Source organism: Methanosarcina sp. 1.H.A.2.2, assembly GCF_000979975.1.
Lineage (GTDB): Archaea > Halobacteriota > Methanosarcinia > Methanosarcinales > Methanosarcinaceae > Methanosarcina.
The window spans coordinates 1-15,172 of record NZ_JJQL01000059.1 but is presented as its reverse complement, the minus strand read 5'-3'; the positions used below and the strand labels follow the sequence as shown (position 1 = coordinate 15,172).

The 15,172-nt window shown below is 41.1% G+C and carries 15 protein-coding genes; 8 read left to right on the top strand and 7 right to left on the bottom strand.

Features of this window, described 5'->3' with window-relative positions; all coding sequences use genetic code 11:
* Positions 1-15: 15 nt before the first annotated feature.
* The 4 genes from EO93_RS08755 to dph5 form a co-directional block, all read right to left on the bottom strand.
* The gene (locus EO93_RS08755; protein ID WP_048133752.1) at positions 16-915 is read right to left on the bottom strand and encodes a carbohydrate kinase family protein; all 900 of its coding nucleotides are present in this window, start codon (positions 913-915) and stop codon (positions 16-18) included.
* A gap of 276 nt (positions 916-1,191) precedes the next feature.
* A complete protein-coding gene (locus tag EO93_RS08750) occupies positions 1,192-1,581 on the bottom strand; it encodes a DUF555 domain-containing protein (RefSeq protein WP_048133753.1) in 390 nt (129 codons plus the stop codon).
* Positions 1,582-1,986: 405 nt separating this feature from the next.
* Complete coding sequence (locus EO93_RS08745; protein ID WP_048133755.1) at positions 1,987-2,268, bottom strand: DUF357 domain-containing protein; 282 nt, start codon at positions 2,266-2,268, stop codon at positions 1,987-1,989.
* 57 nt (positions 2,269-2,325) lie between these two features.
* Positions 2,326-3,126: a diphthine synthase gene (gene dph5 / locus EO93_RS08740; RefSeq protein ID WP_048162087.1), complete on the bottom strand. Its 801-nt coding sequence runs from the start codon at positions 3,124-3,126 to the stop codon at positions 2,326-2,328.
* Between the two features lie 164 nt (positions 3,127-3,290).
* On the opposite strand from dph5, the gene EO93_RS08735 reads away from it, so the two are divergent.
* Both EO93_RS08735 and trxB read left to right on the top strand, forming a co-directional pair.
* Entirely contained in the window at positions 3,291-3,533 is a 243-nt protein-coding gene (locus tag EO93_RS08735; protein WP_048162085.1) for a thioredoxin family protein, read from the top strand.
* Between the two features lie 72 nt (positions 3,534-3,605).
* Complete coding sequence (gene trxB / locus EO93_RS08730) at positions 3,606-4,523, top strand: thioredoxin-disulfide reductase (RefSeq protein ID WP_048162083.1); 918 nt, start codon at positions 3,606-3,608, stop codon at positions 4,521-4,523.
* A gap of 166 nt (positions 4,524-4,689) precedes the next feature.
* Here the strand turns inward: trxB and EO93_RS08725 are convergent, their stop codons facing one another.
* Positions 4,690-4,971, bottom strand: a complete 282-nt coding sequence (locus tag EO93_RS08725) for a helix-turn-helix domain-containing protein (RefSeq protein WP_048066210.1) — start codon at positions 4,969-4,971, stop codon at positions 4,690-4,692.
* A gap of 245 nt (positions 4,972-5,216) precedes the next feature.
* Between EO93_RS08725 and EO93_RS08720 the strand changes: the two genes are divergently transcribed.
* Positions 5,217-5,729, top strand: a complete 513-nt coding sequence (locus tag EO93_RS08720; protein ID WP_048133817.1) for a response regulator — start codon at positions 5,217-5,219, stop codon at positions 5,727-5,729.
* 1,017 nt (positions 5,730-6,746) lie between these two features.
* A complete protein-coding gene (locus EO93_RS08715; RefSeq protein WP_048133761.1) occupies positions 6,747-7,625 on the top strand; it encodes a tetratricopeptide repeat protein in 879 nt (292 codons plus the stop codon).
* 221 nt (positions 7,626-7,846) lie between these two features.
* Here the strand turns inward: EO93_RS08715 and EO93_RS08710 are convergent, their stop codons facing one another.
* Positions 7,847-8,638, bottom strand: coding sequence for an HAD family hydrolase (locus EO93_RS08710; RefSeq protein ID WP_048162081.1), 792 nt, complete (start codon positions 8,636-8,638; stop codon positions 7,847-7,849).
* Positions 8,639-8,857: 219 nt separating this feature from the next.
* On the opposite strand from EO93_RS08710, the gene EO93_RS08705 reads away from it, so the two are divergent.
* Both EO93_RS08705 and EO93_RS08695 read left to right on the top strand, forming a co-directional pair.
* Positions 8,858-10,054, top strand: coding sequence for a tetratricopeptide repeat protein (locus tag EO93_RS08705; RefSeq protein WP_048162079.1), 1,197 nt, complete (start codon positions 8,858-8,860; stop codon positions 10,052-10,054).
* A 584-nt stretch (positions 10,055-10,638) separates the two neighbouring features.
* The gene (locus tag EO93_RS08695) at positions 10,639-11,544 is read left to right on the top strand and encodes a RimK family alpha-L-glutamate ligase (RefSeq protein WP_048133768.1); all 906 of its coding nucleotides are present in this window, start codon (positions 10,639-10,641) and stop codon (positions 11,542-11,544) included.
* A 362-nt stretch (positions 11,545-11,906) separates the two neighbouring features.
* Here the strand turns inward: EO93_RS08695 and EO93_RS08690 are convergent, their stop codons facing one another.
* On the bottom strand, positions 11,907-12,443 hold the full coding sequence (locus EO93_RS08690; RefSeq protein ID WP_048162075.1) for a cupredoxin family copper-binding protein: 537 nt from the start codon (positions 12,441-12,443) through the stop codon (positions 11,907-11,909).
* A gap of 578 nt (positions 12,444-13,021) precedes the next feature.
* On the opposite strand from EO93_RS08690, the gene EO93_RS08685 reads away from it, so the two are divergent.
* Together EO93_RS08685 and EO93_RS08680 are read left to right on the top strand one after the other, a co-directional pair.
* Positions 13,022-13,582, top strand: a complete 561-nt coding sequence (locus tag EO93_RS08685) for an acyltransferase family protein (RefSeq protein WP_048162140.1) — start codon at positions 13,022-13,024, stop codon at positions 13,580-13,582.
* A gap of 52 nt (positions 13,583-13,634) precedes the next feature.
* Positions 13,635-15,065 (top strand): IS4 family transposase, encoded by a 1,431-nt coding sequence (locus EO93_RS08680; RefSeq protein ID WP_048162073.1) that lies wholly within the window; start codon positions 13,635-13,637, stop codon positions 15,063-15,065.
* Positions 15,066-15,172: the final 107 nt, after the last annotated feature.

The following is a 15,172-nucleotide window of genomic DNA, read 5'->3' as shown; positions in this document are numbered from 1 at the left end:
GGATTTCTTGCGACCTCAGCTCTCTGCTTCCAGTTTTCCGAAGCTGGCTTCGTAGCGAGATCTCATCTCTTCCCAGGTTGGAAGGCCGGTCTGGCAGCCCCGAGTCTGCACGGCAAAGGAAGCCACAGTTGACCCTATTTTTCCGCATGTGGGAAGGGAATACCCCCTGGTGTACGCCAGCAGGAAACCAGCCCTGTAAGCGTCTCCTGCTCCGGTAGGGTCTACAGCCTTTACGGAAACTACAGGAATTGCCCATTCATCGTTGCCTGTGTAAATTTTGCTGCCTTCTGAATCGTATGTAACAACAATAACATCAATCATAGCCCTGAGCTCGGAAAATGTTTTTCCGGTCATCTCTGAAACTCGCCTGATTTCGTGCTTGTTTGCAAAGAGAATATCAGTGTGGGCAAGGATTGTCTCGAGTTTTTCTTTTGAGTAAGTCACCAGGTCCTGTCCCGGGTCAAAGGAGACAAAGCCGGCAATCTGCGCTATTTTTGCATTGTAGACGCAGTCTGCTGTTGCCAGGTGGACAAAATCTGCAGGTTCAGGCTCAAGCTCTTTGAATTTTGAGGACGCTCCCCAGTAAAAATAGGTGGTCTGGTTGTCTTCCCGATCCGTGAAAATGAAAGCCTTGGAAAGCTTCAGGTCTTCAATACTGTAAAGGCGGGAGAGGTCAACACATGCTTCCTTAAGAAGCTTCTCATATCCCGAGCTTGAGAAATCCATACCTACAGGAGATATCAGCTGGCTTTTTCCTCCCAGCTTTGCAATGGCAACTGCAATATTTGCAGCTCCACCACCAGGATATTCTTCATAGTCAATTACAGGGGAAGACTCGTTTAGTCCTGCTATTTTTTCAACATCTACAATGTAATCAAGGGCGATATGCCCCACTACGGAAATTACTCTGTCCATGCAGTATCCTCTTTTTTATGGGTATGGGAGGGGCCCGGGAGTTTGTGGAATTAAAATATATTCTTGAAAGTTAAGTAAAGTAAAAACTCAGGAAAAGATAAAATTACTGATTTATTAATTTATGCCGTGACAGGTGCTTCTTTTTTTAGCCCGAGATATTTAAACCCTGGCTATAGAAAAGCTGTCTTATAAGAAGCCGTACCGGTACGAAAAAACCGTAAAGGTACGCCTTCCTCTGCCCCGGCATTTTCAACAGGTTAAGGGAAGGAAATCTGTTTATTTATTTGCCTTACCTTTCTGCTGCGGTTCGCTTTTATCGTTTGACCGTTCGAATTCCGTTACTTCGACAACTGTTAAAGGAATGTCGCGGAGGGACTTTCCGATGACGGATTTTGCGATCCTTTCCGCATGTTCCGCAGATTCGGCATCAAAAACCTTCATTTCAAAAACCAGTCCTACAAGAGCGGTATTTGCCGCTATGAAAACACTGCTAAAAGGCTCATCGCATGCCGGGCATGACGTAGTTCCCACATCAACCTCTACAAAATCCAGTTTGGGGTTCAGGCGTTTTCCAGCTTCAGAAATCGCAACCCCTATTGCATCATCAGCCGTTTTTACATCTCTAACCAACCAAGCTGCTTCAAGTACCACATGAAAGTTCTTCATAATTATCCACCGTAGTTATTTAGTATAAGTTTTTAAGAATATTCCCGGAGTGGGGAAAAGTATTACAAAATCTAAAGAATAGAGTAAAGGATATTAATTGTTTTGGCTTCGAATAAGCGTTTGTATTTATAAACTTTACTTATGATATGGTTTTTCAGTTTAAGCTTTTAAATTCTCAACTTTCAGCTATAAGTTTCAACTTATTATATTTTATTATTCTTTAATTTTTCAGCTTTTATTTTTCAGCTTTCAGTTATTAGCGTTTGTTTTTTAGTTATTAACTTTTTAACCTTCAGTTTTTCTTTTTCAGGATTCCTTACCTTCTATTCCTGTATATATGTAAGGGTTACTATATTCCTATACTGTATTCCTATTTTTTATTCCAGTCCTGTTCTTTCAGGTCTCTTAAATTGTAAAAAGAGTCTCGTCGTCCACAGCAAAGACCCCGAGTTTTGCTCCGGCATCAAGCCAGGCGTGCCCATAGCTGAAGGAAGCCAGGGCGTTTACAGGGTCCCCGTTCTCAAGAAAGTAGATTCCATCTTTATAGTAGGCTTCTGCCATTGTGTAGTAATCCACTGCTACTGCATGCATATGGGAGTCAGGGATTGGAGCATACTTTGCTTTCTGCAGTGCTCTTTTTAACATATCCTCATATCTGTTGACCTTTTCATTCAAATCGGCAGGCATCTTGACCACCAGGAAGTCCTTTTTGCATTTTTTATTCGATCAGTTTTTTATTTGATCTTATTCCGTCTCTTCCATAATTTCCTCAGGACCGTCTGCAAGTTTCACAAGGGCTTCAGCTTCAAGGAAATGCAGTTTTCCGGGGACTACCAGGATATGAAGAGGCTTTCCAAAATCAAAATCCTTCAGGTTTTCTGCGTAGTCAGCTTTTACCACGGGCTTCTCCGAGCCTGCCCTTGCGATTCCCACGGCAACAGCCCTGTCCATTACACTTTCCCCTCTTTTTGCCTCAACCTCAAGCAGGAGTTCAAGAGCAAGGTTAACGGTCATATATCCTTTATCTTTATCGATGTCCAGAAAGACAAGGGTATGGAGGCCAAGTTCGGAGTTTTGTTTTATGGTATCATAAGGAGTTTCCGAAATTACCCTGGCTCCTCGCCGGCTTTCGTAGGGGTATGGGATACTTGCGGATTTTCCGAAGCGGTAGTTCTGAAGCCCGGTAAGCCCTGAGACGGCTGAGGCGATTGATGCTCCATGAACCAGGCGGGTTTCTATCCCTAGCTTTTCGGCTCTGAGGCGCAGGTCAACGTGAGTTGTGGAGACCATTGTATCCCCGCCTGTGAGGAAGGCGACATTTTTGTCTTTTGCTTCATCCAGCCAATCAGGTTGTTGTTCCACGTCTTCCCTTGAGAGTAAATGGACTTTCTTTCCGTAGAGCTGTTCCATTTTTTCAGGGTTTGTTCCCATGAGGCAGGAAGTATAGAACTCAGCGTATACAAGGTCAGCTTCCCGGACTGCCTCAAGTCCTTTTAAGGAAATATCGTATTCGTCAAAAAGGCCAAGCCCTATAAATGTGAGCATACCCCGCTTTAGGAGCTTATTGGTTTAAAGCTTTTGGCGCCGCAGGCTTATCCAGGGAATCTGTGAATCTATTTTTGGATTTTCAGATACGCTCAACGTATTTATATTTATAAATTAATAACAGAAATAAGGGTTACAATAGCAGTTTTTGGAGATGTATTTTTATGGTAAAGGTTACGCTTATTCATGCCAGCTGGTGTACGGCATGTCCGGCAACACGCAGGTTCTGGAAAGACCTTCAATCGGAATACGATTTCGAGTACGAGGAAATTGATGTAGAGACTCCGGAGGGTCAGGCTCTTATTGATAAGTACGGCATAGCCGGTGTCCCTACAACTCTTATTGATGGGGAACCTGTTTTTACGGGTCTTCCTAAAAAAGTAGATGCTATAGCCCGCATTACGTGAAGGCGCGTTAAAACTTTATTGCGCGTTAAAACTTTATTTTTTGAACTCATTTTCTGTTTATGGGGGGAAAGTATGTACGACCTGATAATTATAGGAGGGGGGCCTGCAGGGCTTGCAGCGGGAATTTACGCTGTGCGTTTCGGGCTTGAGACTCTTATTCTGGAAAAGAGCGAGATCAGCGGCCAGATCTCTATGGCAGATATTGTAGAAAACTATCCTGGCTTTCCGTCAATTTCCGGACTTGAACTGATGGAAAAATATCGAACACATGCTCAGGAAGCCGGGGTTAAGACCAGGATTACTGAAGTTATCTCGGCCCGGACCGAAGGGGCAAAAAAAATAGTCTCAACGGATAGCGGGGACCTGGAAGCAAAAGCTTTAATCATTGCCACAGGCGCAAATCCAAAGCATCTGAACGTGCCCGGCGAGAAGGAACTTATCAGCAAAGGAGTCTCCTACTGCGCAATCTGCGATGGGCCTTTTTTCAAAAACAAAACTGTAGTTGTTGTGGGAGGCGGCAACTCTGCAGTTGCAGATGCTCTTCTTCTTTCAAAGGTTGCCCAGAAGGTATATCTTGTCCACAGGCGGGACCGTTTGAGGGCTGCAAAAGTCCTTCAGGACCGGGCGTCTGCAACTCCAAACATTGAGCTCATCCTCAATTCTCTTGTCCTGGAAATAGTCGGGAGCGGGGAAGGAATAAAAAAGGTCGAAAAAGTTATCCTGCAAGATCTCAATAGCAAAGAATCAAGAGAGCTTGCTACAAATGGTGTTTTTATCTATGTGGGCATCCACCCGAATACCGAATTCGTTAGTGTGGAAAAAAATAATGAAGGCTTCATCAAGACCGGCCGCTGGATGGAAACCTCAGAGAAGGGAATTTATGCTGCAGGAGACTGCTGCGACACTCCTATCTGGCAGCTCGTAGCAGCGGTGAGGGATGGAGCAATCGCAGCCACGGCCGCAAACGAATATATCGAAAGCCTTAAATAATATATGTCCTGGAATGACTCAAACCGGAACTCGGCCTGGAAACATGGTTCTTATAAGTATGGTTCTTGCCAGGATCGTAAAGTCAACACTATTCATGCAAAATTAAAAAAGGAACAGTAAGATTACCCTGTCCCTAACTTACGCATTCGGGAATTCGCTTTATGGCTTATTCCAGCATCTGGTTAATTTTATTGTAAAAATCTATGATCAATCTTGTCGCGTCGCTTTCCATATTCAACTGAAAAGTTCGGATCTGCTTTCCAAGAGGTTTTTCTATGACAATACCCGACTCTATTAGCGGGGTAATGACTCTTGAGACACTGGAGTGAGACAGACCGGTCTCTTCTGCTATTCCTGATAGGTAGGTCGATTCGTTCTGGTGCCCGATCAGATTTTTAAGGACGGTCATCTGTGCGGTTTTTCCAAAGATTTTTTCAAGTGGATCCATTGTTATCATCTCAGAGGTGGCTGTTCTCCGTAAGTGATTCTGATTTCCAATATTAACTTGCTATTTATGGTTATAAACTTATCTCCGTATTGGGTAGTCAGACGATTCATATGAAATCTCCGAAATATTTGGATAACTCTGCTCCCTCTCGTTTCACTGTGTACATTTTTAGTGACTCTCTTCGTTTTAATATTTGAGAAATGTTTAATACCTAAGAAAATCTATACTGTATGAGGTGGAGGGAAATGCATAACATTAATCTTGACCGTGAAATTTTAAAGCTTATAGAAGAACAACCTGAAATAAGCGAAAGAGATATTGCCCGAACTCTTTCTGTTTCGGAAGAGTTAGTAAAAGTTCGGATTGCAAACCTTCATGATATCAGGGAAAAAATCCTGATTATGGGTAATAGGCATAATGTCCACCAGACCCTTAAGAAGGTTCTCGAAGCTGAAAACTATAACGTTGTCAATGCATCGGACAGCTTTCCAGCCCTTGAAACAGTGAATGCGGAAAGACCAGACCTGGTACTGCTTGATACGGCTTTTCTGAATACAGATGGCTTTGAAATCTGCAGACAGCTTAAAGCCAGCCCAAGGTGCTGCTGGGTTCCTGTTATGATGCTGAGTGAAAGGGATAAAGCGGAAGACAGTGTTAAAGCCTTTAAATCAGGAGCTGACGATTACGTTGCTGAGCCTTTTAATCCTCTGGAATTGAAAGCAAGAGTCGGAATGATCCTGAGACGTAACCGGATTTGAATCCGGGAGGAAATTTCCTTTCTTATAAGCAGTAATACTGTCATAAGGAAGTCAGATTTATTGAAAGGTGAAATTTACTTTTCTTTCTCCTTTTCAGGTTCTGCATACTCTTACAGATTGTTCCGGGGTTTGAAATTCGGCAGATTTCTTTGAGGCATCTTAAGATCTTTATTTACACACTCCTTAAGATGCCCTCTTTACTTGTATCCTGTTAATATGCTTATCAACTATGTTTATTACTTTTACTAAATAATTGTGTGAAATACATATCTATACATTTAGTTTGTAAGTTCCTCAGATATACTTATGTTAGTTTTTAATTATTTTAATAAAGATTCCTTTTTACAAATCCTATTAGATCACTTCTTAAAATGGGTCTCTTCGTTAAAATTACAGATTCTTTTAAAATTACATTTTCCCGTAGAATCAAATTTATCATTAAAATTAGATTTTCCGTCAAAATTACATAGCTTCGTTGAAGTTCCTTGAGAACTCTGCCGCAACTTCGATATTAGGGTAACAAGTAATGATTTCCATACAGGTCGCGCGTAGAAATCGGCTTCTTTTTATCCAGAAGATATTTTCCCCGGTCTTTACCTATTTACTTTTCAGGGACAACCTGAAGAATTTTTTGGCGAAAGCGGAACTGAACTGATATCTATAAGAAACAAGGTGTATATTGAGCCCTTCAAAATCATATTTTAGTCTACTAATATCAAATTTATTAAGTTATTTACTAATATATCATAGATTTGCTAAATATCGACTTTATTACTGAGTATGTTTTGAAAACTCTATTTTTAAAATAATTATGTTTATGAATATTTCAAAATGTTTAAAAAAGAATAAAACGTAAATTATCATGCGTAACTGTTTTTCCATCCTTATTTCTGATAAGGAACTAAAGTACAAAACCGATTTAATGCTCTGAAAGTATATTGTTGTTCAAGGTAGATGTGGTAAAGCTGTGGAAAAACGTAACCCAAAAAAGGTGTGGCAAATAGGTGTGGTAAAGTTATGACTTTGAATGAATGGTATAATAAAGGCGTTGCACTCCATGAACTAAAAAGGTTTACAGAAGCTCTGGATGCATACGATAAGGCTCTGGAAATAAGCCCTGATAATGCAAAAATCCTGTTTAGCAAAGGGATTGTTCTCAAAAGCCTCATGAGGTACGAGGATGCTCTTGATGCTTTTGACAGGTCCCTGGAGATCAACCCTGCTGATGCTAAAACCTGGTGCTTCAAAGCTGAACTTCTCCTGAGTCTCATGCAATACGAGGAAGCCCTGGATGCATTCTACCGGGCGGTATCCCTGGCTCCTGAAGACCCGGAAGTCTGGTACAGGCGGGGAATGGCTCTCAGGGAGATGAGAGCATACGAAGATGCAATGGACGACCTTGAGAAAGCTATCCGGCTCTATTCAAAGAACTACGACATGGGCTCCATGAGCGCAAGCGAATGGTGCAAGAAAGGAATGGGGCTCTGTAAAATAAAAAGTTATCAGGAGGCTCTTGATGCTTTTAACAGGGCACTTGAGTTAAACCCAACTAACGGAAAAGCCCTTTACAACAAAGGGGTCGCTCTGCGCTGGCTCGAGAAGAATGATGAAGCAAAATTATACATTGAGAAAGCTGTGGAGATTTTTGACAACAAGATCAAAGCAAATCCCGAGAATGCAAGGTTCTGGTACAACAAAGGAATTGCCCTGAGAGACCTTGAGAAATACAAAGAAGCGCTTGAAGCTTTTGAAAAGGCTATAGACATCAACCCGAGCTTTACAAAAGCCTGGATTGGCAAAGGAATAGTATACGACAGAGTTAAGAAACACCAGAAAGCAATGGAAGCCTATGAAAGGGCAGTTGATATAAATCCTATATACTCAGACCTTATTTAAGCAACCTTAATATAGAGCATCTTTCCAGAGAAAATGCAGATACAGAGCCAGAAAAAGCCGTTAGCCAGAAAAAGCTGTTAACCAGAAAAAGCCGTTAGCCAGAAAAAGCCGTTAGCCAGAAAAACTTGTTCAGGAACTGACAGGCACATTGGCTAAAATTATCTTTTTCCCTTATCTTTAAACTGTCTTTTTTATCATAGTTTATCCAGCCGGACTTTTATTTACGGATCAATTTGATTTTTGTTTTGCGGAGCTGTCTGAACATGAGGGCTGTTCAGGGTGCCGATATATCCCATAAGATCCTGAAATGTGTTGAGCTGGAAGTCAAAGCATTGTTCTGTTTCCTCTGTGGGTCTCCAGTCCCCATAGGAAGCATATGCTGTTTTTAAGCCTAGCCTGCGTGCAGGAGCCATATCTCTTTTGATGCTATCTCCCACCACCAGGCTTTCTTCCGGCTTTAGCCCGAGGGCATCAAGAGCAAAGAGAAAATGGGCAGGGTCCGGCTTTTTCGTACCTGTCATATCTGCAGACACAAGGAACTCAAAGGAATCAAGAAGCCCGACTCTTGTAAGCCTTGCATGGGCATGGTACCTGTCAGCGTCTGTTATTATTGCAAGTCTGAGCCCAAGTTTCTTCAGTTCCTCAAGGGTATCCCTGACCCCCGGATAGAGTTCGAGGTTTTGCAGTTTTTCCCTGTCATAGATCTCACAGCACTGTCTGTATGCCTGCGCTGTGAAAAGCTTTCTCTCCTGCATGTAGTCCTTTATGTTTTCATAGTCTTCAAACCCGTAAGTTCCCCTGAGAAAGTACCTGAAAAGTTCTGCGGGATCCTTCTTAAGGTTCTTATCCCCCTCTCCAAGATAGGAAAGGATCTCCCTGCATGCTATGAGTTTTACGGCTACGAAATCAAAAAGAGTATTGTCCATATCAAAGAGAACAGCTTTCAGAGTTTTCGGGCGATTTTGCTGTACATTCTTCCGGACACTTTCCATGGTTTCCCTGATCTGGTTCATTTTTTCGGATCTATTTTATGTTTTTTGAATTTTTCGGACCTTCTTCTTTTTCTATTCCCCTTTTCCGGACTTTTCAGACTACTTTTTGGGGGAGGCTATAAAAGCCATAAATGACAGATGTATAGGTCATAACGAACAATAAACTTAAGTAGATAACGAACGCGAGTACTTGAAAAATTGTGGGTCTTAATTGTAAAAGACAGTAAAGGAAATTTGGACATGAACTCTGGAGAACACAAGGACGAACCCTTCACAAAAGAAGGAAATGGAGATAAAACTGAAACCGGAGAGGGGTCAGTTTCCGATGATATGTATGTACTGGATGACTCGGAGAGTGTGGCAAGGGAGGAAGTCAGCAACGAAATTCTTGCAGCCGAACTTAATGAATGCGGCCTTGATCTTCTCAGGCTTGGCAAGTTAAATGAGGCAATTGTTGCCTTTGATAAGGCGATTGACAGAGACCCGAAGAATATCTATCTTTTGAATAATAAGGCCGCAGCTCTTGAAAACCTTGGGCAGTTTGAGGAAGCTCTCAAACTCTATCAAAAAGCTGTTGAGATTGAATCTGAAGATGCGGACCTCTGGAACAACATGGCTTTTTCCTATTCTCAGGTGGGGGAATACGAGAAAGCAGTCGAAGCCTATGAGAAAGCCCTTGAGCTCAGGCCGGACTATCCTAATGCATGGTATGGAAAAGCCCTGAACCTCAGCCAGGCAGAAAAATACGAAGAGGCTGTTGAAGCCTATGAGAAAGTCCTTGAGGAAAATTCGGATTATAAAGAGGCCTGGACAGGAAAAGGTATAGCTCTCGGACAGCTGGGGAACTACGATGAAGCAATTATTGCATACGATAAAGCACTTGAGATCGACCCTGGTTTTCTTGAAGCCTGGTATTACAAAGGAGTGGACCTTGATAGCCTTGGCAGTTACAAGCAGGCTCTGAAAGCCTACGAAAAAGCCGTGGAAATTGATCCTAAAAATGACGATGCCTGGAATAATATGGGCATAGATCTGGAAAACCTGGAAAGGTATGATGAAGCAATTAATGCTTTTGAAAAAGCAATCGAAATAAATTCCGAAAACTCCGATGTCTGGTATAACAAAGGATTTACCCTCAGCCAGGTGCAGAGGTTTGAAGAAGCTGTCGAAGCGTACAGAAAAGCCACACAGCTTGACCCTGAATATCTGGAAGCCTACTCAAGCCTCGGTTTTGTGCTGACTCAGCTCAAACGCTTTGAAGAAGCCCTGGAAACTTATGAAAAGGCACTTAACCTTTACCCGGATGCTGCAGACGCCTGGTTTGGAAAAGCTGTCTGCCTGAGTTTCCTCGGACGTGAAGACGAAGCTGAGGACGCATATATAAGAGCTGTGGAAATCGACCCCAGATATTCTGAGATTGGTGGGAACATTCAGTAAATCCGGAGAGATCTTTTCCCTCCTGATCTTACTTTCCACTTTCTTCTTACTTTCCACTTTCTTCTTTTAACTATAAGCCCCTGGGTTTAATGAGCTCGCTGCAAGAATGGGCATTTGCGTGATAAGCTGCGTGATAAGCTGCGTGATAAGCCGCGTGATAAGCTGTGTGATGGAATCTCTGGAGTAGTTCAGAGACCCGAAGAATATCTATCTCACGACCTCATCCGACGTCCTCAGGCTCATATGCATGGTCGAGAAGCCACAGTTAATTCCGACAGGGCCTGAACCTTACGGATTGTCATCAAGAAGTCACCCTTCCTACTTTATAATTTATCTTGGAAATTTTCACTTTTTTAGATTCGTTTCCTGGTTTCCGGAATGTCCGACAAAACCGATAAATCTAAAAATCGTAAAAAGATAAAATCCTGCAAAATACAGGACTCAGCAGCGAAAAACATAATTCTAAGCATGATTCTAAGCATGATTTTAAGCATAATTCTATATACCGGAAACGCTTTTCAAATAGATGTACATCTCCCTTTAAATTTAGAAACACTTCCCCACAGGGTGGAGCGGATGAAAGAATGAAAGGATGGATTCTTTACAAGAGCACGGCTGCCGAATTAAGGCCCGACCTGTACGAAATTCACCGCTTCATCGAGGTTGCGGGTGAGAAGGGAATAGAGCTCAGGGTTGTAAAACCCGACCAGTTCGACCTGATTGTAACAAGGGATGACAGAAAAAGCATTCTTCTGGACGGGGAAGTTGTCCCCCTTCCGGACTTTCTCCTGCCGAGAATGGGTGCAGGCACAACATATTTCGCACTTGCGGTTATCCGCCACCTGGAACGCCTCGGAGTTCGCGTTTTTAACTCTTCGCAGAGCATTGATACCGTCAAGGACAAGCTCTATTCCCAGCAGATCCTGGCCGAAAGAGGAATTTCGTCCCCCAATACAATGTTTGCCAAAAATCCGGTCAACATAAACCTGGTTGAAAAATACCTGGGCTTCCCTCTTATAGTAAAAGCCCTCTCCGGCTCCATGGGCAAAGGAATCTTCCTCTCGGAAAACCACGACAATTTCCGGGACATCATGGAACTGATCCATGTAACCAACCCCAATGCAAACATAATCCTTCAGGAGTTCATTAAATCCAGCCTCGGAAGAGATCTCCGCGTCCTCGTAATCGGAGGCCGGGCAGTCGCCTGCATGGAAAGAATTGCTCCCGCAGGTAGTTTCAAGTCCAACTATTCCAGAGGCGGAGAAGTCCGCAAATTCGACATGACCCCCGAGATAGAACAGCTGGCAACCGAAACCGCCCGCACTTTCGGACTCGACATAGCTGGCATCGACCTTCTCTTCAACGGCGACCACTTCAAAGTCTGCGAGGCAAATTCTTCCCCTGGTTTCGAGGGCATAGAAAAATGCTGCGAAGTCAATGTTGCAGGCATGATTTACGATTTTGTGAGGGGAAAGGTGGGGGAAAAGTAAAGGTCAAATCTTTGATCTGACATTCCACAGATGTCCTCAAATAAAGCATTCCTCTTGCTATCATTTTTGGAGAATTACTCCAAAATCTGCAATTATTATTTTGACCGAATATTCGAGAAATTGAAATTGAAATCTTTGAATGAAGGTACAAGGTCAAAAAGTGTGGAAGATTTCAAAACCACAGGTATGAATAACTTATGCAGTTTTTAGATAATCCAATAGCAGAAAAAAATAGTAAGAATTGAACAGACGCCTGCGAAAAGTGAGTAAAAAGCAAAGCGCCGTTTTTTAAAAACTTAAAATGAAGATTTCCAGCAACTCCAGTACCTTAAATCTCAATACTCTTTTGCCCTGCAAAGCCTTTATTCCGTAACCGTAACAGTTCCTTTCATAGAAGGATGGATAGAACACTCGTACTCATAGACTCCCGGTTTGGTAAACACGAAAGAGTAAGAGTCTCCGTCTCTGAGTGTATCAGACTCAAAATCAGGACCTTTTATTGTATGGGTAATTGAATCAAGGTTCGTCCATCTTACGGTATCTCCGGCTGATATTGTGACTTCTTCAGGGTTAAAGGCAAAATCCTTGATTGACACATCAACCGTCTGGCCTTCCCCTCCGGTTTCAGACGTTGCATTTGAAGCTGGAGTTACGGCTTCAACGGGAGTTACAGCTTCAATTGAAGTAATAGCTTCAATGGGAGTTACAGCTTCAACTGGAGTTACAGCTTCAACTGGAGTTACGGTTTCAACTGGAGTTACGGTTTCAACCGGAGTTACGGTTTCAGCGGGAGTCACTTCTTCGACCGGAGTTGCAGGCTCTTCGGCACCATTCTCTGCGCATCCTATTGCCAGAAATACGCTACATAAGACTAGCAAAATAACCAATTCTCTTCTCATTATTTTCCCCCATGCAAAATAAGAATGCTTTATAAATAACGTTTTGATTTTATAATAATTCCTACCAAATTCGGAATATAGTTCTTTTTCGGGATTATTGTATGTCAATAAGAGTTTTAAATGATGGCTATTTGATGTCAACTCATATCATTTTTTTCTCTATGCGTTTTATTGTCCTCTATTTATAAAATAGGGCTTCATGCGTCTTCGGTTAAGTGAGGAATCATGATAAATCGCATCCATTTCTACAAAAGTTTTCAAAAAAAACATCAGTTTATAAGATGGAGCAAGGTATCGATTTGAGGTTAATTGGACAAAATTTGAGGCATACTTCTGGTACAAAATCGATAGCCTTCAGGCAAGAAAATTCCTTGACCGATGACCAATGAAATTAGCTTAAATTAATTCCTGAGATAACTTCTGGGTAGTTTAAATTAACTTCAGTCGAATACCCCGCCAGCTTGCTCCGGGGTGCGCCAGCGCAACTTTGATTTATAAGATAAACTTCTGGGTAACTAAAATTAATTCATGAGGTAAACTTCTGGGACAATTTTAAGATATGTGTAGGGACTGATATAATGAAAAACAAAATAATTGCATTTGACTTTTTAAGAGCATTAGCAATAATTATGATTATTCCAGCTCACTTGAGTAATTTTTTATATTCTACTTATGGGAAATTAGCACTCTATGCCTTTGATCCTTACTTTGCAAACATGGGTTTGGGTCTCTTTATATTTATGAGTGGATACCTGATATATTACAATAATCACTCGATAAACTCGCTTCAAAACGCATTCGATTTCTATAGAAAAAGGCTTCTTAGAATCTATCCCCTTTACTGGGCTGCACTGGCCACATTTGTACTGGTATTTTTCGTATTTGCCCCGAGGTTAAATTCGGGCTTTGTTTTTCCCAATTCGGAAAATGTATTCGGTTTTTTTAATATATTTGTACATGTACTTGGGCTGCAAATCCTGCTTGCTCCGGCTTATGCATCTCCTATGCTAACGCTTTATTTTGTAGGTTTAATTGTTATTTTCTATGCCATTTATCCGTTTCTCATTATGTACTCAAAGACTACAAAACGTCTCTTACTTTCCTCTACCATTGTATATCTCGGATTCTTTTTAACCTGACTTTGACAGTTAGATAAAAATAAGTGCTCTCTATTTTGTGTAATTCGGTCAAATGAACATCACAAAACAGAGAGCATTCCCTACAATTCCTAACAAGAATATATGTGTTCCTATCGGCTCGATCCTTGCCGTCCAACTCTTTTATGAAAAGCTTAATTTCTGCGATATTTTTGGCAAACATAAAAGCAAAGGTCTTGATATCAATAGTTTACTAATCGGTTTGTTAAGCTACAAATTGACTGAGAATTTTAGTATCAAAGAAGCTGGCAAATGGTTAAATCAGGAAGAAATTCTCGGCATCTTAAATCTCGAAAGGTTTCATGAAAGAGTTCTTTACAGAACTCTTGAGCTTTTAGGACGTAACAGAGAGGAGATTATTTCTGATATTCTGGATTCTCTGTTTTCTGTCTACGATTTTGAAGAGACGAATATAAACCTTGACTGGACGAGTATAGTCCTTTACGGAACTAAATCCAACCTTGGTAAATACGGGTATAGTAGAGATCACAGGCCTGATAAGCTGCAAATAACCGTTGGAATAAGTGAATTAGCTGACCCCATTAACATTCCTATTGGAGTGACAGTGAATAAGGGAAACGTTCTTGATTTGGAGCACTTCTCTGACACATATAACCAGGTAAAAAGCAGACTTAAAAAAGGTTCTCTTATTGTTTTTGATAAAGGAGCCAATACTACAGAGAATATCAAGAGTATACAGGATTCTGAGATGGACTATCTCACTGCCATGAAACTGAATACGAGTGACGATAAAATTATTGAGAAATTTGATCTGGAAAGAGCGGAATGTATAGATTCCGAAAAAGGTATATATGGGATAAAAATCGTTAAGCCTAGCAGCATTAAGTATTTCTATTTCTCTGAATCTTTACAGAAAAGGCAGTTGGAAGCAAAGGCAAGAGCTGTTGTGAGGAAACTAAAGGAAGCAAAAGAGATTCACAAAGCGGTCATAAACAAAAAAAAGCTTCCGAAGAAATTCAGAGTAAATAATGAGTTGATTGAGATTGATTACTCTTTTAGAACTAAGCTCGAAGAGCTTAGTGACGACGAAGCTATAGAACTCCTGAAAGCTTCACTGATTAATGGAAGAGAAGGATTTTTCTGTCTGAAATCGAACAGAGATTTGACACTTGAAGATGCATTGATAATATACAGAAAAAAGGATTCTATTGAGAAAATATTCCATTCTTTGAAAAACGAAATTAATATCAAGCCATTAAGAGTGTGGTCGGAGGATAGCATTTATGGAGCTATTATCCTTGGATTTATCGCTCAATTATTCATATCGCTGATGCGATATGAATTTGAAGAGCTAAAACATACATCTACAAAATTCATTAAAAAAAGCTTGAAGAATTTGACACTTACAATCAAGTTCAAGATAAATAGAGTCAAAAACTATATTTTTGCGAATTTTGACCGGATCAATAGCTTGATAGTAGCAAAATGGAATGGAATTACATAGAATATGTAATAAATTTTTATAAAATTAAGAGAATTGTCAAGTCCAGTTGGGTCAAAAAAGAAGGGAAATATTCAGTACCAATTAGTGGATACTGTCAAACTTAGGTT